We start from the raw sequence: 21,621 nt of genomic DNA on the forward strand, positions 1-21,621 counted from the left end.
CGTGTGTCGGTAAGGTTGAAGATTTCCATGGTGAATTATGTCTAATGTGCTTGTGTTGGGTTGCTGCGCATGTCTTGCATGGTGGTCTGTGTAGGCGAATTCAATGTCACGGGTTGGTGAGCGGGATTGGAGTTTTGTCCTGAGAAGCAGAGGAGGGAATGCCGACGTTTGTTGGCGTCCTGACGGGTGGTTTAGTTGTCTCGCTCCTCACTCCCCCGTCAGCGGCGGGCGCTGGGTTGCCGTTGGGGGGGGTGATCGTGTCAGGTCTGACGGATGGTGTCTCCTGTTGCGCCGATCCATACCTGATGATGTTGTCGTGGGCAGGTTTGTATATCGTCGGGCTTGTGTTGATAGCCTTGTTGAAGAGTTCCATTGCCTTTTGATTGTCTCCTGCATCTATGTAGCAGCATCCGACATTATTATACGCAAATGCGTCTCCGCCACTGGATTTGAATAATTTGAAGGCTTCTTCGTAGCGCTTAAGGCGGCATAGAGTTAGCGCAAGGTTGTTTTGGGTTCGTTTCGATTGGCCAATTTTTAAAGACTTCAGGAAAGAATCTCTGGCGTTCTCGTACTGTCCGAGCATGAAATAGGAAATACCAAGGTTATTGAGAATGTTTTGGTTCTCTCCCCTTTGTGAAATGACATCCTGAAATTCCTTGGCCGCTAGATCAGGTTTTCCAACTTTATTGTATGTGGCGCCAAGGAGATATTTTGCGTAATATTGCTTGGGGTCTTTTGAGACCAAGTCGACAAGCCTGTTCTCCGCCGGGCCGAAATCTCCTGCCATATACAGTGCATATCCGCAAAATACCGCAGCATCACGATTGCCAGGGTCGATTTTAAGTGCTTCGTCGAACCTTTTCGCTGCTTTTGCGTATGATCCCGTACCCAGAAGCACCTTGCCTTTCTGTATCTCTGCTGTCACTGCTGGGTAGCCCGCTTTGACGGCTTGGTCGTATAGTTCGAAGGCTCGGTCTATTTCATTGTTTTTTGCCGCTTGTTCTGCCTGACTAACAAGTTGGGATGAAGCTTGATTCCCTGATCCGGATTTTGCTTTGTCTCCCTCAGCTTTGCTCGAGAATTTTGAGCATCCTTGCGAAACACTCAGTAAGGTCAGTACTCCCAAAGCAAATAAAGCCTTGGTAAATCCTCTTGACGGCAGGAAAAACCATGTGGTCATGTTCTGCTGTTCCTTACTTTCCAAATACACGTGAAATTTGAATAACCGCCGGGCCCATGATGATCATGAACAGCGGAGGAAGAATAAATAGTACCAGCGGGAATAGTAGTTTGACAGGAAGTTTCATGGCTATTTCTTCCGCTTTTTGGAAGCGTTGCGTCCTCATGACATCAGAATAAATCCGCAGTGACTGGGCTATGCTCGTGCCGAAGATGTCCGATTGGATTATCAATGTTGCCAAGTTGTTCACTTCAAGAATGCCTACGCGGTTCGACAGGCTTTTTAAGGCATCCGTTCTTCCCTTTCCTGCTCGAAGCTCAAGTAGCATGAGCTTGAATTCTTCGCCCAAGGCGGGGTGGCCGGTTTTAATTTCCTCGCTTATTCTGTATATGGCCTGATCAAATCCCATTCCAGACTCGATGCAGATGATGAGCATGTCGAGTGCATCCGGAAGGGATTTCAGGATTTGCCTTTGCCTGTTTCGAACCATGTAATCCAGTATGAAAACCGGCAAGTAATAACCTATGCCTGCAAGAGACAAGTATAGCAGGATGGTTATATGTAGCTTTGGAGATGTCAGGATTGTCGTGTGAATAACAAAGGCCAGGGATAGCCCAAGAACGAACAATCCAAGCCTGCCTCCAAGAAAGGTCGCTCGTGCACTGGATTTGCGAAATCCGGCGCGAACGAATTTTTGTTCTGTTTCCGATGTCGTGTCGTCATCTATCAATTTGAGAGAGGTGCCCACCCTGCTAATGGTGTGTGTTACAAGCTGAGCAGCTGAAACAGGTGTAGTCTCAAACAAATTATTTGATATATCAATCGTAGAATGCTTTTTGAGTCTTTCGTTGATCAGGCGACGCCTGTTTTCTTTCTGCATCATGATGAATAGCAGGACAAATGTCGTAAGCACGACAAGTGTTGCTGCTGCAGAAAAAAGTAGATCTTTTAGAGTAATATTATCATACACGGATGTTCACCATCCTTTGAATTACGAGAATTCCGATGGCAAGCATTGTTCCGGAGGCATATAGTATGTAATTGCCAGCAGTCGTGTCAAACAGCACAGCCATGTACTTCGGGTTCAGAAATTTGATTACGCCCATCATCACAGGCGGCAGCAGGAACATGACGAGACCAGAGTATCTTCCTTCAGCGGAAAGGGCCGCGACTTTTCCTTTGAGTTTTGCTCTTTCGCGAATCAAATATGAGATTGAGTCCATAATCTCCGTCAGTTTGCCGCCTGTCTCGCTTTGAATCTTCACGGCGGCCACGAAAAACACCACGTCCGGAGAAGGGACGCGTTCCGCCAGACTGTCCAAGGCATCATTGATATGGCCGCCGAAATTGATCTCCTCGATCGTCAAACGGAACTCTTCCCGAATAGGGTCTGCGAACTCCTGGGAGACCAGGGTCATACCGCTTGTGAAGGTATGGCCGGCCTTGAGCGAACGCCCGATGAGGTCCAGTGCCTCGGGCAATTGTTCCTCGAAGAGAGTCAGGCGCTTGCGGATTTTTATTCGGACCCATCCTATCGGGACGAGCAAGAATGCTATGAAGAGGACAACCTGCAGGATGATCCCCCACCCCAGGAGCCTCGCAGCTCCCCCTCCAAGCAAGGCCAACAGGACCGAAACGAGCACGAACGATCCCAGGGATATATCCAGGTTCGCCTGGCGCAACATCCACCAGAGCGTGTCGTTCCAGCTTTTACGGAACAAGATCAGCTTCAGCCAGGGGGCGTGGCTTGGCCGTCCTCCTCTGAGATAGCTTTCCGGTCCGTCGGTCGTCGAGGACCTGCCGAGGGCGGCCAGCCGGTTGCGGAGGGCCTCCCTTTCGCTGTCTTGCAGGGCTGAGACGATCTGAAAGACAGAAAAGCCCAGGATGGTGCAGGCCCCGAGTATCACCAGATAAAGCCAGACCGGCATGGCACGTTCCTTAAATATCCAGCATCGTGCGCTGAACGAAGAGGTTGCCCGGCATCTTGATGCCTTTGGCTTCAAGACGTTCGGAGAATCTCGGCCTGATCCCCCTGGATACGAACCTGCCGCGCACTTTGCCGTCTGTGGTCAGGCCGTGCTGCTCGAAAGCGAAAATTTCCTGCATGGTGATGACCTCTCCCTCCATGCCGGTGATTTCTTGAAAGCTGAGCATCTTGCGGGTGCCGTCCGAGAGGCGGGCAATCTGGACCACAATGTCGATGGCCGAGCTGATGTAACGCTTAAGTGATGCCGGGGTCATATTGAAACCGGCCATGTACATCATCGTCTCCAGGCGCATGAGGGCGTCGCGCGGACTGTTGGAGTGGATTGTGGCGAGGGACCCGTCATGGCCCGTGTTCATGGCCTGCAACATGTCGAGGGCTTCGGCGCCGCGCACCTCGCCGATGATGATCCTGTCCGGGCGCATGCGCAGGGAGTTCTTGACGAGATCACGTTGAGTGACCTCGCCCTTGCCTTCGAGGTTGGGGGGGCGCGTTTCCAGGCGGACCACGTGTTCCTGCTTCAGTTGCAGTTCGGCCGCGTCCTCGATGGTGACGATGCGTTCATCGTTGGGAATGAATCGCGACAGGCAGTTGAGCAGTGTCGTCTTTCCGCTGCCGGTGCCTCCGGAAATAAGGATGTTCTGTCTTCCCCGGACGATGCTTTGCAGTACGTCGCCGAATTCCACGGGCATGGACTTGTATTTGATCAAGTCCGTGAGTTCCAGCGGCTCCTTGGAGAATTTGCGGATGGACAACACCGGGCCGTCGATGGACAAGGGCGGAATGATGGCGTTGACGCGCGAACCGTCAGGCAGGCGGGCGTCAACCATGGGCGTTGTTTCGTCCACGCGCCGTCCCATCCTGTTCACGATCCGGTCGATGATCTTTTTGAGGTGCGCGTTGTCCTTGAAACGGGCTTCCGTCAGTTCGAGCTTCCCGCTGCGCTCCACGTAGATGTGGTCGAAGGTGTTCACGAGGATGTCGTTGACGGTGGGGTCGCGCAAAAACGGCTCCAGCGGACCGTGCCCCCTCATTTCGTCGTGGATTTCCCGCACGAGCCGGTCCCGCTCGCCCTGGTTGAGGGGGACGTCCCGGAACTCTTCGTTGAGGAGCTTTTCTGAGAGCTTCGCTACTTCGCTCTTGAACAGCTCTCGCGGCATGGATTCCAGACGCGTCAGATCCATGAGCTCAATGAGGCGGTCATGGATACGCATCTTGATGTCATGATACGTCTCGGCATTCTTTGCAGCATCGGAATGCGGCGAAATCCCTCCGGCCGGGGACATGGGATTGTGCGTATTGATGAAGGCCATGTGGTTGCTTGCTCTTCTCTTTTGCTTTTCGTTGCGTCCTAGCGGCTGGAATCCCTGACGAGGCTCACGCCGAACAGGGTTCCACACGTGCCCCCGGGGTCGCGGGTGGGCGATTCTGCCAGGGCGTTCATGAAGTATCCTGTCACGTTGCCGCTACCGTCAATCTCCTTGATGAACATCGCACCCAGCTGATAGACTTTAACGGAACTGAGTCCTGAAGTCGGTGGGGATCTCGGATCGTAGAATGCGATGATGGCGACGCGCGGGCTGGCCAGCGGATCACTAAATTTGCTGCCTGCTATTACGTTGTTTGCCGCATCCCAATATGCCGTAGGATCTTGGTCGATGAGGTACGTCACACCTTGCTTGGTGGGGCCGACCATCTCGCCGGGTTTCGCCGTAAGGGAGACTACGTCGTTGCTGCCGACATCAATGTTATTGTTCTTGCAACCCTCAATGTCAGCTCTGTAGTCGTCGCCTCCGTGATCGCCAGGGAAGAGGATCGGGTTGTACTGCCCGGGAACCAAGGTGGTGTTCGAGCTTGGGCTTCCGGTTTTGATGGTGAGCAGTGTGCCGACATCCGCTGATGTATAACCGGGTTCTGTTATGGCAACCGTGGCCATCTCAGAAGGACTGTCAACATCAAGCAGTCCGTTGTATTTGCCTTTCTTGTCTGGGTAATCGGTCCAGGTGAATTTGGTGGGAATTGCCCAGGGCTTAATGCAATGTGAACTTGTGGCGCACCAGATCGACGCCCTGGCAGTGGCGGACACGTCCGCCAGGTTCCTGCCGAGAATCGGCCCGAGGAAGAGGCTGACCGGGTTGCCCCGGCCGGTGGTAAGCCCCGCCGTCACTTCCACATAGCCGAGGCCGGTAGTGTTGATGGTCACGTCCTCATCGCGCACGGCCAGGACGGGATTGTCCGTTGCCACCACGTTGGCCCGTCCGTACGTCACGGCCTCGGACACGATTTTCGCGGTGTCCGTGCCGAAAGAGACCTTGGCCATCGCACCGGCCAGCGCGGCTGCGTCGGCGGCGGCCTGCATCTGGCCGCGTTTCCACTTCAGGTAGCCCAGGTCCACGGCGAAGGCGCCAAATCCGGCGAGCACGATAAGCGCCAGGGCCACGAGCACGGAGACCGTCCCGTTCTGCTTCGCGGAAGATGGTTGCTTCTTCATTGTGGCTGCTGACCTCCTAGAAGTGGCGAACCGTGGAGGTGGCCGTGACGGAGGTGAGGGAAAGAATGAAGTCCGGCCAGGGGAAGAAGCACAGGCCGGAAAGGTCGTACGCCACCGTTACCGACACCAGTGATCCCTGGGCTCCGCCCACCGCACCGGCGGACACCGTGGTTGTCGCCTTGGCTGCGTCAAGTTTGGCGCCGGAGATCGCCGAGCTGACGACAGGACCTGGCGGCTTGGCGTTGCCCGCGGCCAGGGCGCCTTCCTCGGCGGCGCGTGTGATGACGTTGTTGACGTTGAGTATCTGGCCGAAGTCGATGATCATGGCTGTCAACGGTCCCAGGATGAAGAGGGCCATCACGACGAATTCCAGCAGGGCGGTCCCGTTTTCGCCGGCGTCGGAGGGGGTGCGCGGTTTCATTGCTGTCCCACCATGACCGACGTCCCTGTCACCTGGGTGATTCCCAGCATGGCCGGAACGAATCCGCCCAGGGCGATCACGTTGTAGGGAACGCTCACCGTGACCGTGATGGCCTCACCCGGAGTGCGGGCCGTGAAGGAATACGTCGGAACGGCCGAAATCCCTCCGTCGCTCACGGTCTGGACGATGCGGTCGTTCACCTGGGCGTCGGTGGCGTCGGTCAGTATGGCCATGCGGGCTCCCTCGGCCGCGGCGGAGCTCAGCACGTGCTGGGCCCAGAAGTACCTGCCGAACTCGATGCAACCCATCAGCATCAGAAGAAGCGGCAGCAGAACCAGGGCGAATTCAACTATCGTCGCACCGCCCATGTTTTTTCGTTTTGCTTCATGCGTCTTCATGGTCGCGCCCTCAGGTCACTTCGACTCCTGCTGCTTCCCCCCGTACAGATCGACCATCTTCTCCATCACGCCCTGGCCATTTTTCGCTTCGCCGCGCTTCTCGTAGCGCTCGATGGCCCGTTCGGCCACGACGCCGTCCATGCCGGCCACGGGCTGGTCGCCCCCGGCTTCCGGGTTGAGGACTTGCGACTGCATGGTGGCCTTCACGCTCTCACCGCATTTCCATTGGGAATAGCGGTCCGTGTCGGCGCAGGCCGTGGCCAGCGCCGCGGTCAGGACAAGGGACAGCAAGGCAAGTGCGTGTCTCATGGCGTCAACTCCCCTGTTTGCTCGTGTTGCCGGAGACGTTGCCGGTCGAAGCCGGTGACGCCACGGGGGGCGGGGTGATCGTCTGGCCGAACTCGCCGTCGAGGGAGTCCTTGGTGACGCCCATGGGGCCGCCCTGGTTCGCCGGGGCGCTGCGCTTGAGCTTGTTGCGGTCGATGCCCAGGTAGAACTCCAGGTCGTCGGGTTCCTTGGGGAAGCCGTCGGTGGGGAGCTTCAGGTTCTTCGCGTCGAGCGGCTTGGCCAGCCGGGGGGTGATGATGATGACCAGTTCGGTCTGGTTCTTCTGGTACTCTGAGCTCTTGAACAAGCTGCCCAGGACCGGCACGTCGCCCACGCCCGGGAATTTCTTGGAGGTGTCCCTGGCGTCCTCGCGCAGGAGCCCGGCGATGGCGAAGCTCTGGCCGTCGCCCAGCTCCACCACCGTGGACGTGCTCCGCTTGAGGATGGACGGAACCTGGGTGGACCCGATCTGGATGGCCCGCGTGTAGTCCAGGTCCGAGACGGAGGGCTGCACCTTCATGCTGATCTTGTCGCCGGAGAGCACGTGGGGGGTGAAGCTCAGCTCCACGCCGAACTTCTTCCATTCGACGGTGACCGTGCCCAGGGCCTGGGGGATCGGCACCGGAATCTCGCCGCCGGCCAGGAATTCGGCCGTCTGCCCGTTGAGGCACACCAGGGTGGGCTCGGCCAGGATCTTGACCAGGCCGCTGTCCTTGAGGATGTCGATGAAGCCGGTCCAGGTCACGGGCCGCCCGCCCATGACGGTGTTCAGGTTAAGGATGCCCTGGACTTTCGGGTCGACGGCTAAGGTCGTTTGGGGGTCGAAGCGGGACGGGTTGTTCACGCCCTTGGACGTCTCGTAGAGAAGGTTCTGCAGGCTCGACAGGCTGGTGAGGCCGCCCAGGAAGGTGTAGAAGAAGTCTCCGTTGGAGATGGCGTTTATGTTGATGCCCATGCGCTTGATGAGCGCGCGCTGCATCTCCGCCACGCGCACTTCGAGCATCACCTGCTGCACCCCGCCCACCTGCATGAGGTTGAGCACCTTGCCGTGGGCAGCGGCCATGGTCAGCACCCGCTGCACGTTCAGCTCGTTCTTGACCGTGCCGGACAGGGCGATGGCGTCGTTGGCCGCGCGCACCTCGATGCCGGACTCTTCGGGAACGACCTCGGCTATGAGCATCTTCAGGCGCTGGATGTCCGGCGAGACTTCCACGTCGTAGAGGCCCCGCACCTGGTTGTTGGCGTCCCACAGGGTCAGGTTGGTGACGCCGGTGTTCTTGGCGGCCACGTAAAGCTGGTTGGGCGGGATGAGCACGTAGTCGGCCACGTTGGGGTCCGCCACCGAGACGCGGGCGATGTCCGCCGGGCACCGGACGATGGCCGACTTGCCGGTGGTGATGCGGATGCGCTGCGCGCCCTGGCCCCGGACCTCCGCGCCAAAGGCGTCGGAGCGGGTGCTCAGGCACGCGATGAAGAGGAAAAGGGCCGTAACGACGAGTCTTTTGTGGAATGTGCGCTGCATGTGGTTCACTGCTTTTTCAGAGGGGTAGGGCCTTCCACGGCCTGTTTTTCCACGGTGGTTCCTCGGATCGTCTCCACCATCCGTTCGCTCTTCCCGCCTTTGCCCGCGTTTTCCTTGAAGGACGCCAGGTTGGTCGCCACGTTGGCGCCCTGGGTGTTGACCACTGCCTTGTCCAGCGGATTGCGCAAGGCGAAATTCAATTGCCCCTGGTGGGAGGCCAGAGCCAGTTTCTCGCCGTCCTCGGGCGACACCTCCAGGGTGTAGTTCTCGTAGGAGGCCTCCTCCAGCTGCTGCCCCTTGGCGCTGGGTTTCTTTTCGGATTCCGCGCCGGTGGCCAGCACCTTGACGTCCTCCAGCACCACCTTGCTGACCTTGCTCTCGGCCCTCCCTTCCTCCTTGTCGGGGTTCGCGGAGGAATCCACTGTCATGAGCACGTCGACCCTGGCTCCGGGAAGGACGAGCCCGCCCATGCCCATCACCTTGTTGCCCTTGACCGCCACCGCGCGCATGCCGGGACTGATCATGGCCTCCAGCCCGCCGGTCATCCCTTTGGGGAAGAGCTTCGCCTCCGTGACGGGTTCGTTGCCGCCGAGCGGCACCATGAGCACGCGCCCTTCCAGGTCCTTGACGTCGGTGAAGCTGCCCTGGGGCACGGCTTCGACGAAGTAGGGGGCCGTCTTGAGGTTGGCCGGGTCCAGCTTGGTCCCTCTGGACAGGTCCGACCCGGAAACCACGATGCTCGATTGGGGTTTTTCCGGCGGCGCCTGGGCCGGACCGGCTTTCTTGCCGTGCAGCCAGAGCAGGACAAAGAACCCGGCCGCCAGGGATACCACCAAGGCCACGGCGGCGTTGAGCAGGATGCGTCCTCGGTTCATGTCAGGTCCCGTGTGTTAGACGTTGCGGCCGCGAGCGCCATCCTGCGACCTCGGGCCGGATCGGTTCCGGCCTCTGGTCAGAAAACGCGAATGTAATCGTGCCCCAGGGCGCGCCAGCCCAGCGTGCCGAGGGTTCCGGCCGCTATGGCCACGCCGTAGCAGGCCTTGCGCCCGGCGAGCAGCGCCTCGTCCGCCCCGGCGCGGCGTCTGGCCAGGGCCGCCCGGGCTATGATCCACCCGGCCTGCACGCCGCCCGCCAGGGCGACGAAAAGCCACACGGTGAGCATGGCCCCTGCCCCCAGGGCCGCCCCCACCACGCAGAACAGTTTCACGTCGCCCGCGCCGAGGATTCCCCAGGCGAAAAGCAGGAAGTGGGCGGCGAAGGCGCAGGCAAGGCCGAGCAGGGAGGCGGTGAGGCCGTCGAAGGAGCCGGAAAGATAGTTGAGCCCCAGCATGATGAGGACACCCGAGGCGGTGAGGGCGTTGGGGATGCGGTAGCGCCGCAGGTCGAACGCGGCTGCGGCGATCATGATCGCCGTCAGTGTGGACGTAATGATGAGCTCTTCTGCCGAAAGCTCCACGGCGATGTCCTTCAGTCCTTCAATCGTTGCGCAATACGACCGCCGAACACGGCGAAGCAGCCTCTGAATGCTGAATAACTCAATCGGTCATCGCGCTGAACAAACCTGGCGGGACGTCCAACCCGCCAAGTTTGCTGAACAGTATGGTACATTCTTAAATCAGGATCAGGAACCGCCGCCGGGGACAGCTTCAAGCGAAGTCTGGACGTTTTCGAATACGCCTTGGAGACTCGTGCCTATGCCGGTTACAGCCAGGATGCACACGGCAGCAATCAGAGCCACCATCAGACCATATTCAACCATCGTCGCCCCGTCCTCTTCCTTTACAAACCTTTTCATCAGATTCAACATGTTGTCAACCTCCCGCCCAAATTTGGGCATAATTTATTGCCAGAACCGAGGCCGCAAATTCTGGTCTGGCTTCACTCTATATATTTCACTGTTGATGTACAGGTAGGAAACCACGAAATTGTTATTTCTGTGTACACGTGTGTCAGGGGGAGCATAATAATGACGGAGCAAGCATTCGTGATGTGTGTATGGAAAAATCTGACTGTGCAAAATCAGTTCATACGCTATTGGTATGGAATGGAGTTGAAGTCACTGTGAAGGCTATGATGCGGTATGCATAATTTTTAAATATGTCTTAAACGGGAAAGTGCGTTCAATATTCGAAATAATCTTGGGGCATGGTTCGTTAAGTTGTTTGTCGATCGGATTGCAAGGACATAAATTCGAATATAGTATATGGATTCCTGGCGTGAGTATTGATATTTGTAATGCATGCGGTGATAGTTGTCACCTGACACCGTCCCGGGACGATCGACGTTTACCCACCGCTCCTGATCCGCTGCGCCTCTATGAAATCCAGAAATGTAAACTCCGATCCCACGTCCGCGACACTCTCCCCGCGCTGGCGGATGTGCGTTTCCGACAATGGCCCGAGGCGCTTGGCCAATTTCAGGAAGGGTATCTTCCACGGGTCCGCGCCCATGATCCTGGCGCAGGTGGCGTCCACCGACGGCAGGCACTCCCCCACCACGATCACGCCGCAGGCTTTCGGGGTCCCCATGATGGGGCCGTCGCCTTCCATGCCGACAATGCCGTCCACGATGGCCAGGTGCGGCTTTACCGTGGCGTTGATGTCCACGATGGAGCGCGGGATGCCCTGCATGTGGAGCACGTTCTTGGGCCAGCCGTAGATCGTGCCGGGCATGACCCCGAAGAGGTTCTTCATGGAGAGCGTCACCCCGGCCCAGTGGTGGGTTTTCATCTTGGCCACCGAGACGATGAGGTCGGCGGCCAGAAGGGCGTTCGGAAGGAAGAGCCGCTTGAGCGACGTGAGGCCGCCAGCGTTGGGCACGGCAGTCACCGGTCCGGCGTTGAAATCCACGAAGGGGATGCGGTCTTCGGCCAGGGCGTCGCCCATTCCGGAAAGCTCGAGGACCTCGTAAGAGTCGCAGAGGTGCCCGGCCGCCTCACCCACGATGACCCGCCCGGCCCCGAGGGAGAAGAAGGTCTCGGCCGCGGCGCGGACAACGGCGGGGTGGGTGTTGATGTGCCCGGCTCCGGCACGGGGCTCGACCAGGTTCGGCTTGAGCAGGACGGTTTTCCCGGCGATCCGCGAGGCGTCGAAGCGCAGTTCTGCGAGGGCGCTCTTGAGAAGGCCCGCGATGTCCGCCCCGTAGCTTGCGGCCTTGCCCACGAAAACCGGGGTCTCGACATGGGATTCGCGGTCAAGGACGAGGTAGGCCCCGGCGGCGACGGCAATGCCCGCTGCGGTCAGCTTGATGAAGTCACGCCTGTCCATGGGCGGCCTCCCCAGCTCGCGTCGCCAGATGCTTCGCCAGCCCTTCCTCGGCGAGACCGGCCAGGAGCAGCAGCGCGAAGTGCCACGTCTCGTAGGGTCCAAGGCGTTCCTGCCGGTCCAGGCACCTGGAGATCAGCCCCCAGGTTCCGGCCGGACGCCGGCCCCAGGCGCTCAGCCCAAGAAGGCTCCAGGACAGCGCCAGGGGGGTGTCCAGGGCTTGGGTCCGCTCTTTGAGCCAGCCGAGGCTGGCCGTGACGACGCCCTCGGCGCACGCTTCGGACAGGGCCGCCAGGGCCAGGCCCGTGCACTCCGGATTGGGGTGGAGCTCCTGCCCGTACACCGTGACGTTCCCGTAGTTCCAGCCGCCAGACGGAATCTGGCGGTCAAGCAGCAGCCGCCTGCCTTCCGCCACCCGGGGGTGCGCGCCGTGGCCGGACGCGACGAGCGCCAGGATGGCCAGGGCGGTGGGCTCGACCCAGGCGCTGGTCTTAAGGTTCCAGGGCCAGCCCTGGAGGTTCGTGTCGTGTGTGAACGGGGCGTTCTTCGGCAGGGGAAACCGGTGCCCCTCGGTTTTCAGGAGGAACGTCGCGGCCGACCGCACGTTTCCAGCGAAGCCGGGCGCCGCCAGCCAGGCGAAGACGGCCAGGGGGGTCGGCCAGATGGCGTCGGAGGCTTCGGGCAGGATGGGCACGCAGCCTTCCGGCGTCTGGTTCGCGGCCAGGCGCGCGCGGGCTGCGGGCAGCAGGGGATCCTCCGGGGAGACGGCGGACAGGGCGGCAACCGCCCAGGCAGTCGCGTCCACCCGGAAATCGTTGCACCCGGTCAGGGCGAAGCCGCCCTCGGGCAAGGCCCGCGAGCGTATCGTTGCGGCCATGGCATTCACATCTGGAGTGTCGCTACTCAAAACAGCGCCCCGGTCGGACAAGGTGGATGTCGTTCTTCACGCAGCCGTTGCCGCAAGGAAAAGACAGGACTGCAAACGGGAGCGATCACTATTACTCGCACGAAAGATATGTATTTATCGGGGATGGGAATATACGGGTTCCCCCCGGAGAGCGATTCCTGGAACAGGAGTATCCGGGCAGGCGGGTGTGACGCCCACGACAGGAACAGGCAGGCCTGCCGTGGCGCATTTGACGGCTCAGGACAACTATCCTAAGCTAATTCAAGATGATTGGCGTCAAATCATCCGTCATCCGCCCTGCGCGCTTCGAATGCCTGTCCGAACTCCCGAAGACGGCCACCGGCACGGTGCGGCGGTTCGTGCCGCGGGAAAGTTGAAGCCTGTACCAGGGGAGCCCCCTATGAACGTGACGAAGGATGCGCTGCGTGAACTGCCCGAGGAGCCGGACGCCGGCCAGGCCGTGGCCGGCGGGGAACACGGGAAGAGCGAGGCCATCGCCCGGATACTCCGGGGCTGGCGGGAGGTCGAGCCGGACGCCAAGTACCAGGTGGGTCCGCTCAGGCCCGGGGACGGGCAGGGCGTGGCCCAGCTGTTCTACTCCGTGTACGGGGATCGCTACCCCGTGGAGGACTATTACATCCCCGCGCGCATCGAACAGCTCAACAGTGACGGCAGCCTGCTCACGGTGGTGGCCCGGCTGGAATCCGGGGCCGTGGCCGGGCAGGGCGCCTATTACCAGAGCTCACCCCCCAACAAGGCCCTCTACGAATTCGGGCAGCTGCTGGTCGCCGCCGAGTACCGCAACACGCTCATGGCCGCCAAGATCACCCGGGAGATGGACCGCCTCTCGCACACCATGACCCAGGCCCAGGGCTTCTTCGGCGAGGCGGTGTGCACGCACACGATCACCCAGAAGCTCGTCGACAAGCAGGGGTACTCGGAGTGCGGCCTGGAGGTGTCCCTGATGCCCGCCGGGGCCTACGAGAAGGAAGGAGCCGGAGCCCAGCGGGTGAGCTGCCTGATAGGGGCCCGGGTGGACCGCGACCGGCGCATGCCGCTGAACCTGCCCGAATGCTACCGCCGGGAGATGGAGCTGATCCTGGACGGCTTTTCCCTGGACCGGGAGATCAGCTTCAGCAGCCAGGATGCACCCCTGGCCGCAGAAAGCTCGCTCGACTCCCGCACCTTCGACTTCGCCTCGGTGGAGCGGGTGCAGTCCCTGAAAGTGGGAGCCGATTTTCCCGCGCGGGTGCTCGAACTGGACGAAAGCGCGAAACGCCGCGGCCTGGCCGTAGTCCAGGTTTTCGTCAACGCGGGCGAGCCTGGGGCGGTCTTCGCGGTGGACGCCCTGCGCGCACGCGGGTTCATCCTGGGGGGGCTCGTCCCGCTCTGGTTCGGCCCGGACGGGCTTCTCATGCAGAAGCTCTACGTTGCGCCGGAGTTCGAAGCGGTCAACCTGCATTCGGACAGGGCCAAGGCCCTCTTCGCCTTTATCCGCGCGGACTGGGACCGCGCGCGCTCCCTGGCCTGAGGCGGCGATGACCCTGGCGCCATCCAGCATCCCGCATCGGGACTCCCTGTCCAAGGCCGTGGGGGCCGAACGCTTCAGCACGGATTTCAGCCCGCCCGGCTGCCTCTGGGCCGGGGCCAGGCGGGCGGGCGAGCCCCACGCCAGGATCAAGGCCGTGCACACGGCCGAGGCCCGGGCCGTCGAAGGCGTGACTGCCGTCCTCACAGGGGCGGACGTGCCCGGCTCCAACCTCCAGGGCATCATCCACAAGGACCAGCCCGTGCTGGCCACGGACACCGTGCGCCACGCCGGGGACGCGGTGGCCCTGGTGGTGGCCGAGAGCCGGGAGGCCCTGGCCCGGGCCCTGTCGCGCATCCGCATCGAGCTTGAACCGCTGCCGGGAGTCTTTGACCCGGAGCTGGCCCTTAAGCCCGGAGCCCCCCTGGTCCACCCCGGCCGGGAGGGCGGCAACCTGCTGTCCCGGGGGCTGGTGGAGAAGGGCGACGCGCCGGGGGCCTTCGCCGGGTGCGACGTGGTGGTCGAAGGGCGGTACGAGACCCCCATGCAGGAGCACGCCTTTCTGGAACCGCCCAACGGAACGGCCAGGACGACTCCGGGCGGCGGCGTCGAAATGGTGGTCTCCACCCAGGCTCCCTTCCGCGACCGCTTCGAGATCGGCCACGCCCTGGGCCTGGACCCCATGCGCATCCGCGTGCGCGCGCCCTACCTGGGCGGCGGTTTCGGCGGCAAGGACGGGGCCACCGTGCAGTGCCTGCTGGCCCTGGCCGCGCTGCACTGCGGCGGGCGCTGGGTGAAGATGTGCTGGAGCCGCGAGGAGACTTTCCTGGCCGGGTACAAGCGCCACGCCGCGCGCATGCGCGTGCGGCTCGGGGCAGCGCGGGACGGCGAGCTCAAGGCTCTGGACTGCTCCATGCATTTCGACTCCGGCCCATACGCCCATCTGACGGTCGAGATCATGGCCCTGGCCCTGGAGCACGCCGGAGGGCCGTACAGCATCCCGCACACCCGCATCGAGGGGTTCTGCGCCTACACCAACAACCCCGTGGGCGGAGCCTTCCGGGGCTTCGGGGTGGTCCAGGCGAGCTTCGCCATCGAGCGCAGCATGGACGCCCTAGCCGCGCGGCTTGGCATGGACCCGGGCGAGCTTCGCCTGAAGAACGCCCTGCGCATGGGTGATGCGAACTGCGCGGGGGTGGCCGTGGAATCCCCCTCGGGCGTTACGCAATGCCTGGAGGCGGTGATGGCCCATCCAGCCTGGGCGGAACGCGCCGCCTGGAAGGCCGGGGCGCCGGCCTTCAAGCACCGGGGTGTGGGGATAGCGGCATCGCTCAACGCCATGGGCTACGGCCGCGGCCTGCCCGACTCGGCGGCGGCCAAGCTCGAGCTGACGCGGGCCGGCACGTTCAGGATATTCAACTCCGTTCCGGACATGGGGCAGGGCAACGCGGCCGCGTTCGTCAGGATGGCCGCCACGGCCCTGAACCAGGACCCGGCCGTGTTCGAGCTGGTCCAGCCGGACACCCGGTTGTGCCTGCCCGCCGGATCGTCGTCCGCCAGCCGCACCACCTACACCTACGGCAACGCCCTGCTCAAAGCCTGCGAGGCCATGCACGCGAAGCTCAAGGCGCGGGCCGCGCTGTTTTTGCTGGCGGACGAGCCGGACCGCCTGCGCCTTGCGCCGGGGGCCGTGGTGGACGAGGCCACGGGCAGGTCCGTGCCTCTGTCCATGATCGGGGCCATGCTCAGCCGCGACGATCGCATCTGCGTGGACCAATTCGCGATGCCCGTGGTGGAGAATCCGCCGGACACGGGCAAGGAGTTCCGGCTCGGCTTCCCGCACCGCTACTTTTCGCATGGGGCCTGCGTCTGCGCCGTGGAGGCCGACGAGCTGACCGGGCAGGTGGAACTCAAAAGCTGCGTCACGGCCGTGGAGTGCGGGCGGGTGTTCGACGCGCTGGGCGTGGAGCGCCAGATTCAGGGCGCGGCGGCCCAGGGCGCGGGGTTCGCCCTGCTGGAGAACCTGGCCGTGGACGGCGGGCGCATCCTGGCCGGGGGCTTGGACACCTACCTCATCCCCACGTCCCTGGACCTGCCGGGCCTGGAATGCCTTGCCGTGGACGGAGACGAACCCACCGGCCCGCACGGCCTCAAGGGCATGGGGGAGGTCGGCGTCCACGGGCCCGCTCCGGCCGTGGCCCAGGCCCTGCAGGACGCCGTGGGACTCGCTGTCCGCCGCGTCCCCGTGGAGCCAGAGGACGTGCTGCGGGCGCTCCGGGGCGAAAAAGCATGAGAGAGGACATCACCGTGACGTTCACCTTGAACGGGGCGCAGGTAAGCATCGAAACAAGCCCCGGCAGGCGGGTCCTGGACCTCCTGCGCGAGGACCTGGGCCTGCCGGCGGCCAAGGAGGGCTGCGGTTCGGGCGAGTGCGGCGCGTGCGCCATACTGGTCGACGGCGTGGCCAGGCTCTCCTGCCTGATGCTGGCGGCGCAGCTGGAAGGCCGCGAGGTGGTCACGGCGGAAGGGCTCGGCACTTGCGAGAACCCCCATCCCATCCAGGCCGCGTTCGCGGCGAGCGGGGCCGTGCAGTGCGGGTACTGCACGCCGGGAATGACCGTGGCCGCCTCGGAGCTTTTGGCCCGCAACCCCTCGCCGGACCGGTGCGAGGTGCGCGAGGCCGTGTCCGGCAACCTCTGCCGCTGCACAGGGTACGTCAAGATCGTGGATGCGGTGATGGACGCGGCCGAGGCCATGCGCGGGGGGGATTCATGAGCGGCGGCGTTTGTTGCCCGAAGAGCCTCGAGCAGCTGTGGCCTCTTCTCGATGACGGGGCCGTGGCCATGGCCGGGGGCACGGACCTGCTGGCGCGTCGCCGTGGGCGGGCTCCCGCTTTCGTGGCCTGCCTGGAGCGGATCGAGAGCCTGTGCGGCGTCCGCGAAGAGGACGGGTTCCTGCGCCTGGGCGCGTGCGAGACCCACTCTCGGCTCCTGCGCCATCCCCTGGTGGCCGGAAGGCTGCCCGTGCTGGCGCGGGCGCTTTCCGTGCTCGGCTCGCCGCTAGTCCGCAACATGGGAACGCTCGGGGGAAACATCGTCACCGCTTCGCCTGCGGGGGACACCCTCGCGCCGCTCTACGCCCTGGACGCCGTGGTGGAGCTCGCCTCAAGGCAGGGAACCCGGCGCGTCCCCCTGGCCGGGTTCATCCTCGGGCCGGGGCGCACCGGGCTTCAGCCGGGCGAGATCGTCGCGGCCGTGCTGGCGCCGCTGCCGGACGCCGGAGCGCTCCAGCATTTCGAGAAGGTGGGGCGGCGCAAGGCCCTGGCCATCTCGGTGGTCAGCCTCGCCGCCGTGATCGCCACGGATTCTCAGGGAGTTGTCACGCAGGCGCGTCTGGCGTTTGGCAGCGTCGGCCCCACGGTGGCCCGCTGTCCGCGTGCCGAAGCCCTTCTTGCCGGGCGACGCCTGGACCGTGAATCCCTGCTGGCCGCCGGGGAAGCTCTCCGGGGCGAAATCTCACCCATCGACGACCTGCGGGCCACGGCGGCCTATCGCCGGGACGTGGCCGGGAACCTGCTCTTGCGCCTGGCGCAGTAATCCAGCCCCAAAACGGGATTCCAAGGGGTGCAGCCCTTTGGTCGCCGGAGGCATTCGACATGACTGCCCCTCCGGATGTCACCATCCTCTTTGGGGGAAAGTCCTCTTCCTAGTCGTTCCTCTCCCTCCACTCCCTGGCCGCCAACGGCGCGAGCATCCCCGCGCCCGCGCAGGCGCACCCCGCGCTGACCGCGAACAGGGCCGCGAATCCTCCCCCGCCCGCCACCAGCGCTCCGCCCGCCACGGGACCCAGCGTGTACCCGGCGTCCATCATGAAGAGCATCAGGTTCATGTTCATGCCCCGAAGGCGCGGCGGGGACTCCAGGAACATGGAGGCGTTGACGAGGGGCATGACCACGCCCAGGCAGAGTCCGTAGACTCCGGCCAGGGCGAAGAAGGGCGCGGCTTCCCGTGCGAACGCGAACAGGCCCATGCAGCCGCCCAGGGCCAGAAGGGCCAGCATGGCCGCGCAACGCCTGGGCAGCCGGTCGTAGAACGGCCCGGCCACGAGCCGCACCGCGATGGAGGCTGCCGTGGACACGGTGAAGAAGAGCCCCGGCTCGGCCAGCCCCAGGGAGAGGGCGTAGGGCTTGATGAAGAAGAACACCTGGGTGGAGCCCGCGAAAACGAGCAGGTTGGCCCCGAGCAGCAGGAGCACCGGGGCCTGGCCCAGGTTCTCCCTGATGTCGCGCAGGGAGGGAGGCCGCCTTTCGTCGACGGAAAACGCGCCGGAGCCAAGGCGCGCGCCCAACGGCGCCATGAGCGCCAGCGCCGGCAGGGTCAGGAGGGCGGTCCAGGCGTATGCATGGGCCTCATCCCCCACTCTCGTGATCAACCATTCCGTCAAGGGCGGCATGATGGCGTAGGGTACCAGTGACGCGAGGGAGAAATAACCGAACGCCCGACCGGCCAGCTTGGGCGGCACCACTTGGGTGAGCAGCACCATGACCGCGCTCACCAGGCAGACGAAGGTCAGGCCGTGGAAGATGCGCACGGCGAAAAGGGCCGGGACGTCGAGGGCGAACATGTAGCACGGCAGGGCGAGGCCCATGCCCGCCAGGGAAATGCGGGCCACGGCCAGGGCGTGGCGCGGGGTGAGCCGGACGCTGAGGAAAGGCCGGGCCAGGAAGGCCGCCAGGGGTTCGGCGGCGATCACCGCCCCGCGCCATGCGGGGTCTATGCCGATGCGCTCCAGGTGGCTGGCCAGCCCGTAGAAGACGGCGATGTTGCAGAACCCGAAGGCCGCCGCCAGGGTGAGCACCGTGAAATCGTAGGTGAACAAGCGCTCCGGCGCCCGCGCGTCGGGAGCGCTCATCGGCCGTCCAGCGCCTTGCGGAAGGCCATGGAGAACGCTTCCATGGCGGGCTCTTGAGCGAGCGTGACCCTGATCCAGTTGGGGAAGCGGAAGCCCGTCATGGTGCGGATCATCACCCCTTGGCGCATCAGCAGGCGGTAGAGCAGGGTGTCCGGAACCGGCACGCGGGCCATGATGTAGTTGCCCTCGCCCGAGACGTGCTCGATGCCCAGGGAGTCGAACACGGAGCGCAGGTATCCGCGCGCCTGGACGACCATGCGCCTCGTGGCCTCCAGGTGGCCGCTGCCGTCCTCCAGGGCGGCTCTGGCGGCCATCTGTCCCGGCGTGTTGACCGAATAGACCAGGTGCGTGCGCCGGACGATGTCCACTGCCTCCTGCCCGCCGCAGAGGTAGCCCACGCGCAGTGCGGCGAGCCCGTACATCTTGGAGAAGGTGCGGAACACCAGCACGTTGGGGTGGCGCTCCATCACCTCCATGCCGTCCGGGAAGTCCGGCGAGTCCACGAATTCGCGGTAGGCTTCGTCCAGCACCACCACGGTCCGGCCGCCGATCCCGGCCAGGAAGCGCTCCAAGGTGGCCTTGTCCCACCACGTGCCCGTGGGGTTGTTGGGATTGCACACGAAGACGATCTTGGTCCTCTCCGTCACGGCGTCCAGCATGGCGTCCGGGTCTTGGGCGTAGACCTTGAGCGGGACCAGCCGGGCGTCGATGCCGGAGAAGGCGGCCACCCACTCGTACACGGCGAAGGTCTTGTCCGCCGTGACGATGGAATCGCCCGGCTGGCAGAACGCCTTGATGACCGAGGTGATCACCTCGCAGGAGCCGTTGCCCACCAGGAAACGCTCCGGGTCCTTGCCGAAGGCCCGGCCGAGGGCCTCGCGCAGGAAGAAGCAGTCGCCGCTGGGGTAGACCGCGCCGCGCACGGGCGGGAAGGCGTCGAGCACCTCCCGGGCGGCCGGGGGCGGGCCCAGGGCGTTCTCGTTGTTGTTCAGGCGCAGGAGCCTGTCCACGCCGTACTGGCGCATGAGAACTTCGTCCGGGCGGCTGGGGACGTAGCTCTCGAAGTTCAGGACGTGGGGCGGGGCGAGGTCAGTCAGACTGGGCATGCTGAAACACCAGAACGTCGGAGCGGCCCGCGAAGGGCAGGACGAGCCTGGGCCTGAAACCGGCCTCCATGGCCGGTCCGGCCAGGGCCGCCTCCCAGGCGCGGGAGAGGTCGAGGTAGAGCAAGACGTTGGGGACGCCCTTTTCCGACAGCGCCTGGACGTGGGCGGCGAGATTGGCGGATGCGTCCTCCCCGTCCAGCAGGGGCCGGAGCACCGCCAGCCCCTTGTTCTTGTCCAGCGTCGTGGAGAGGAGCGAGCGCTTGCGCTCGAAAGCGGCGGGGGGATGGGCCGTGAGGATGTCGCGGCACATGGCCAGCCGGTCGTACGCGCCGCGCAGGTATCCCTCCAGTTCGGGGGCGGCCCAGACCGTCTCGCCGGCGTCCTCGCGCAGGTGCCGGTAGAGCACGGGCTGCTCGCTCGGACCCTCCTGGCCGTGCAGGGTCAGGGAACCCAGGGACTCGAAGTAGCCGTCCGGGGCGTCGGGAGTGGCGCGTTCGCTGAAGACGATCTCCACTTTCTCGCGGGCCACGGCCGCCAGGAAGGCGTCCGTGAGCAGCCGGGCCACCTGGGCCGCATCCTCGGGCGGGGCGAAAACGAACGGGCCGGAAAAGGCCAGCCCCTTGTCGCCGGACCTGGCCCAGCACAGGATCCCGGCCGGATGGGACGCGGCGTCCTGGGCGATGATGCTGAAAAAACGGCCCGCTCCGCTCATGTCGGCGAATTTTCCCGGCGTCTGGAAGCTGGCCGGGCAATGCCAGGCCGGATAGCGGGACGCGGCCAGGGCGGCCGCGTGCATGAGCAGGCTCGGGTCGCTCTCCAGGCCCGCCCGGTAGGGGGGGCGGATGGCCACGCACTGGCCCGGCGCTTCGGCTGGAGGGTAGGCCTTGTCCACTTCGGCGTGCAGGATGAAGGCGTCGCCGCCGTCCCGGTCGATGCGGAAGCGGTCCGCCACGCGCCCGGCCAGCATGAGGCTCAAGGGGTGCCCGGTCTCGCCGTCTCCGGCCGGAACGGCCGTGCAGCCCGCGTTGAGCGCGCCAAGGCACAGGCCGGATGCCTGGAAGCGGATGGAGGCGCACACTTGGTAGGGCTTGCCCGTGAGCACTGTCCGGATGGGGCCGTGTTCGGGGACCACCTGGGCGAGATAGGTGAAGAACTCCTCCACCGCCAGCTGGAAGCGCATCTGCTCGCGCGCCGCCAGCCCGCGCGACCGGGCCAGGGCCTCGGCCGCGGTGGTCAGGACGCGGGCGTACCCGATGTCGGGTGGTGTTTCCAATGAGAGGATGGTGTCCATCACGACCGCCGTTCCACCGCCGTTGACAGCCCCATGCCCATGCGCGTGGGGCTGTTGCGGCGCGTAAGCGGTGGGTGTGCGCCGTCGGCAAAAAGCATAGCCCGATCAGGCCGTTCAGGCAAACTGCCGAGGCCGCGCGCGACCGAAAGAGATTTCTGGATCAGGCCGCCTCCGGTATGCTATTCACGGGATGCGGACTTTGATTTCGGACGACGGCAACTGGATCATTGGGGTGGCGGATAATTCTGTGCCGGGACGGTGCGACTCGCCACGAACGCAGGAATCAGGA

21 protein-coding genes are annotated in these 21,621 nt (G+C 63.6%); 4 read left to right on the plus strand and 17 right to left on the minus strand.

Going from position 1 to position 21,621, the window contains the following annotated elements; all coding sequences use genetic code 11:
* Positions 1–106: 106 nt before the first annotated feature.
* From ML540_RS09045 to ML540_RS09110, 14 genes are all read right to left on the minus strand, one after another.
* On the minus strand, positions 107–1,183 hold the full coding sequence (locus ML540_RS09045; RefSeq protein WP_243360140.1) for a tetratricopeptide repeat protein: 1,077 nt from the start codon (positions 1,181–1,183) through the stop codon (positions 107–109).
* A gap of 13 nt (positions 1,184–1,196) precedes the next feature.
* The gene (locus tag ML540_RS17955; protein ID WP_243360142.1) at positions 1,197–2,153 is read right to left on the minus strand and encodes a type II secretion system F family protein; all 957 of its coding nucleotides are present in this window, start codon (positions 2,151–2,153) and stop codon (positions 1,197–1,199) included.
* Positions 2,146–3,111: a type II secretion system F family protein gene (locus ML540_RS09055; RefSeq protein WP_243360144.1), complete on the minus strand. Its 966-nt coding sequence runs from the start codon at positions 3,109–3,111 to the stop codon at positions 2,146–2,148. Before ML540_RS09055 ends, ML540_RS17955 begins: the two co-directional genes overlap by 8 nt.
* Positions 3,112–3,121: 10 nt before the next feature.
* Positions 3,122–4,453, minus strand: a complete 1,332-nt coding sequence (locus ML540_RS09060; protein ID WP_423747888.1) for a TadA family conjugal transfer-associated ATPase — start codon at positions 4,451–4,453, stop codon at positions 3,122–3,124.
* Positions 4,454–4,518: 65 nt separating this feature from the next.
* Entirely contained in the window at positions 4,519–5,658 is a 1,140-nt protein-coding gene (locus ML540_RS09065) for a pilus assembly protein TadG-related protein (protein WP_243360146.1), read from the minus strand.
* A 16-nt stretch (positions 5,659–5,674) separates the two neighbouring features.
* Entirely contained in the window at positions 5,675–6,079 is a 405-nt protein-coding gene (locus ML540_RS09070; protein ID WP_243360148.1) for a TadE/TadG family type IV pilus assembly protein, read from the minus strand.
* Positions 6,076–6,477, minus strand: coding sequence for a TadE/TadG family type IV pilus assembly protein (locus ML540_RS09075; protein ID WP_243360151.1), 402 nt, complete (start codon positions 6,475–6,477; stop codon positions 6,076–6,078). Before ML540_RS09075 ends, ML540_RS09070 begins: the two co-directional genes overlap by 4 nt.
* A gap of 15 nt (positions 6,478–6,492) precedes the next feature.
* Positions 6,493–6,786: a hypothetical protein gene (locus tag ML540_RS09080; protein ID WP_243360153.1), complete on the minus strand. Its 294-nt coding sequence runs from the start codon at positions 6,784–6,786 to the stop codon at positions 6,493–6,495.
* A gap of 4 nt (positions 6,787–6,790) precedes the next feature.
* Positions 6,791–8,326 carry a type II and III secretion system protein family protein gene (locus tag ML540_RS09085; RefSeq protein WP_243360155.1) on the minus strand — a complete coding sequence of 512 codons (1,536 nt, stop codon included), beginning with the start codon at positions 8,324–8,326 and terminating at the stop codon, positions 6,791–6,793.
* A gap of 5 nt (positions 8,327–8,331) precedes the next feature.
* Complete coding sequence (gene cpaB, locus ML540_RS09090) at positions 8,332–9,201, minus strand: Flp pilus assembly protein CpaB (protein WP_243360156.1); 870 nt, start codon at positions 9,199–9,201, stop codon at positions 8,332–8,334.
* Between the two features lie 77 nt (positions 9,202–9,278).
* On the minus strand, positions 9,279–9,782 hold the full coding sequence (locus ML540_RS09095; protein WP_243360157.1) for an A24 family peptidase: 504 nt from the start codon (positions 9,780–9,782) through the stop codon (positions 9,279–9,281).
* A 165-nt stretch (positions 9,783–9,947) separates the two neighbouring features.
* The gene (locus ML540_RS09100) at positions 9,948–10,133 is read right to left on the minus strand and encodes a Flp family type IVb pilin (protein ID WP_243360158.1); all 186 of its coding nucleotides are present in this window, start codon (positions 10,131–10,133) and stop codon (positions 9,948–9,950) included.
* 478 nt (positions 10,134–10,611) lie between these two features.
* On the minus strand, positions 10,612–11,592 hold the full coding sequence (locus ML540_RS09105; protein ID WP_243360159.1) for a DUF362 domain-containing protein: 981 nt from the start codon (positions 11,590–11,592) through the stop codon (positions 10,612–10,614).
* Positions 11,579–12,466 carry a prenyltransferase/squalene oxidase repeat-containing protein gene (locus tag ML540_RS09110; protein WP_243360160.1) on the minus strand — a complete coding sequence of 296 codons (888 nt, stop codon included), beginning with the start codon at positions 12,464–12,466 and terminating at the stop codon, positions 11,579–11,581. Before ML540_RS09110 ends, ML540_RS09105 begins: the two co-directional genes overlap by 14 nt.
* A gap of 430 nt (positions 12,467–12,896) precedes the next feature.
* On the opposite strand from ML540_RS09110, the gene ML540_RS09115 reads away from it, so the two are divergent.
* Genes ML540_RS09115 through ML540_RS09130 form a run of 4 tightly spaced genes read left to right on the plus strand, consistent with a single transcriptional unit; the run spans position 12,897 to position 17,620 of the window.
* The gene (locus tag ML540_RS09115) at positions 12,897–14,027 is read left to right on the plus strand and encodes an acyl carrier protein (RefSeq protein ID WP_243360161.1); all 1,131 of its coding nucleotides are present in this window, start codon (positions 12,897–12,899) and stop codon (positions 14,025–14,027) included.
* A 7-nt stretch (positions 14,028–14,034) separates the two neighbouring features.
* Entirely contained in the window at positions 14,035–16,317 is a 2,283-nt protein-coding gene (locus ML540_RS09120; RefSeq protein WP_243360162.1) for a xanthine dehydrogenase family protein molybdopterin-binding subunit, read from the plus strand.
* Positions 16,314–16,799: a (2Fe-2S)-binding protein gene (locus ML540_RS09125; protein WP_243360163.1), complete on the plus strand. Its 486-nt coding sequence runs from the start codon at positions 16,314–16,316 to the stop codon at positions 16,797–16,799. Before ML540_RS09120 ends, ML540_RS09125 begins: the two co-directional genes overlap by 4 nt.
* Positions 16,796–17,620, plus strand: coding sequence for an FAD binding domain-containing protein (locus ML540_RS09130; protein ID WP_243360165.1), 825 nt, complete (start codon positions 16,796–16,798; stop codon positions 17,618–17,620). The genes ML540_RS09125 and ML540_RS09130 overlap by 4 nt, the downstream gene beginning before the upstream one ends.
* Before the next feature lie 109 nt (positions 17,621–17,729).
* On the opposite strand, the gene ML540_RS09135 is transcribed toward ML540_RS09130, so the two are convergent.
* From ML540_RS09135 to ML540_RS09145, 3 genes are read right to left on the minus strand one after another with little or no spacing between them, the layout of a single operon-like run.
* Positions 17,730–18,935 carry an MFS transporter gene (locus tag ML540_RS09135; RefSeq protein ID WP_243360167.1) on the minus strand — a complete coding sequence of 402 codons (1,206 nt, stop codon included), beginning with the start codon at positions 18,933–18,935 and terminating at the stop codon, positions 17,730–17,732.
* Complete coding sequence (locus ML540_RS09140) at positions 18,932–20,041, minus strand: pyridoxal phosphate-dependent aminotransferase (protein ID WP_243360169.1); 1,110 nt, start codon at positions 20,039–20,041, stop codon at positions 18,932–18,934. The genes ML540_RS09135 and ML540_RS09140 overlap by 4 nt, the downstream gene beginning before the upstream one ends.
* Positions 20,025–21,332 (minus strand): hypothetical protein, encoded by a 1,308-nt coding sequence (locus ML540_RS09145; RefSeq protein WP_243360171.1) that lies wholly within the window; start codon positions 21,330–21,332, stop codon positions 20,025–20,027. Before ML540_RS09145 ends, ML540_RS09140 begins: the two co-directional genes overlap by 17 nt.
* Positions 21,333–21,621 lie beyond the last annotated feature (289 nt).

Source organism: Fundidesulfovibrio terrae, assembly GCF_022808915.1.
GTDB lineage: Bacteria > Desulfobacterota > Desulfovibrionia > Desulfovibrionales > Desulfovibrionaceae > Fundidesulfovibrio > Fundidesulfovibrio terrae.

Bases quoted from the DNA above. Each gene is read 5' to 3' on its own strand.
- ML540_RS09045 (WP_243360140.1), bottom strand. From the start codon at position 1,183: ATGACCACATGGTTTTTCCTGCCGTCAAGAGGATTTACCAAGGCTTTA.
- ML540_RS09055 (WP_243360144.1), bottom strand. From the start codon at position 3,111: ATGCCGGTCTGGCTTTATCTGGTGATACTCGGGGCCTGCACCATCCTG.
- ML540_RS09060 (WP_423747888.1), bottom strand. From the start codon at position 4,453: ATGTCCCCGGCCGGAGGGATTTCGCCGCATTCCGATGCTGCAAAGAAT.
- ML540_RS09065 (WP_243360146.1), bottom strand. From the start codon at position 5,658: ATGAAGAAGCAACCATCTTCCGCGAAGCAGAACGGGACGGTCTCCGTG.
- ML540_RS09070 (WP_243360148.1), bottom strand. From the start codon at position 6,079: ATGAAACCGCGCACCCCCTCCGACGCCGGCGAAAACGGGACCGCCCTG.
- ML540_RS09075 (WP_243360151.1), bottom strand. From the start codon at position 6,477: ATGAAGACGCATGAAGCAAAACGAAAAAACATGGGCGGTGCGACGATA.
- ML540_RS09080 (WP_243360153.1), bottom strand. From the start codon at position 6,786: ATGAGACACGCACTTGCCTTGCTGTCCCTTGTCCTGACCGCGGCGCTG.
- ML540_RS09085 (WP_243360155.1), bottom strand. From the start codon at position 8,326: ATGCAGCGCACATTCCACAAAAGACTCGTCGTTACGGCCCTTTTCCTC.
- cpaB (WP_243360156.1), bottom strand. From the start codon at position 9,201: ATGAACCGAGGACGCATCCTGCTCAACGCCGCCGTGGCCTTGGTGGTA.
- ML540_RS09100 (WP_243360158.1), bottom strand. From the start codon at position 10,133: ATGTTGAATCTGATGAAAAGGTTTGTAAAGGAAGAGGACGGGGCGACG.
- ML540_RS09105 (WP_243360159.1), bottom strand. From the start codon at position 11,592: ATGGACAGGCGTGACTTCATCAAGCTGACCGCAGCGGGCATTGCCGTC.
- ML540_RS09110 (WP_243360160.1), bottom strand. From the start codon at position 12,466: ATGGCCGCAACGATACGCTCGCGGGCCTTGCCCGAGGGCGGCTTCGCC.
- ML540_RS09115 (WP_243360161.1), top strand. From the start codon at position 12,897: ATGAACGTGACGAAGGATGCGCTGCGTGAACTGCCCGAGGAGCCGGAC.
- ML540_RS09120 (WP_243360162.1), top strand. From the start codon at position 14,035: ATGACCCTGGCGCCATCCAGCATCCCGCATCGGGACTCCCTGTCCAAG.
- ML540_RS09125 (WP_243360163.1), top strand. From the start codon at position 16,314: ATGAGAGAGGACATCACCGTGACGTTCACCTTGAACGGGGCGCAGGTA.
- ML540_RS09130 (WP_243360165.1), top strand. From the start codon at position 16,796: ATGAGCGGCGGCGTTTGTTGCCCGAAGAGCCTCGAGCAGCTGTGGCCT.
- ML540_RS09135 (WP_243360167.1), bottom strand. From the start codon at position 18,935: ATGAGCGCTCCCGACGCGCGGGCGCCGGAGCGCTTGTTCACCTACGAT.
- ML540_RS09140 (WP_243360169.1), bottom strand. From the start codon at position 20,041: ATGCCCAGTCTGACTGACCTCGCCCCGCCCCACGTCCTGAACTTCGAG.
- ML540_RS09145 (WP_243360171.1), bottom strand. From the start codon at position 21,332: ATGGACACCATCCTCTCATTGGAAACACCACCCGACATCGGGTACGCC.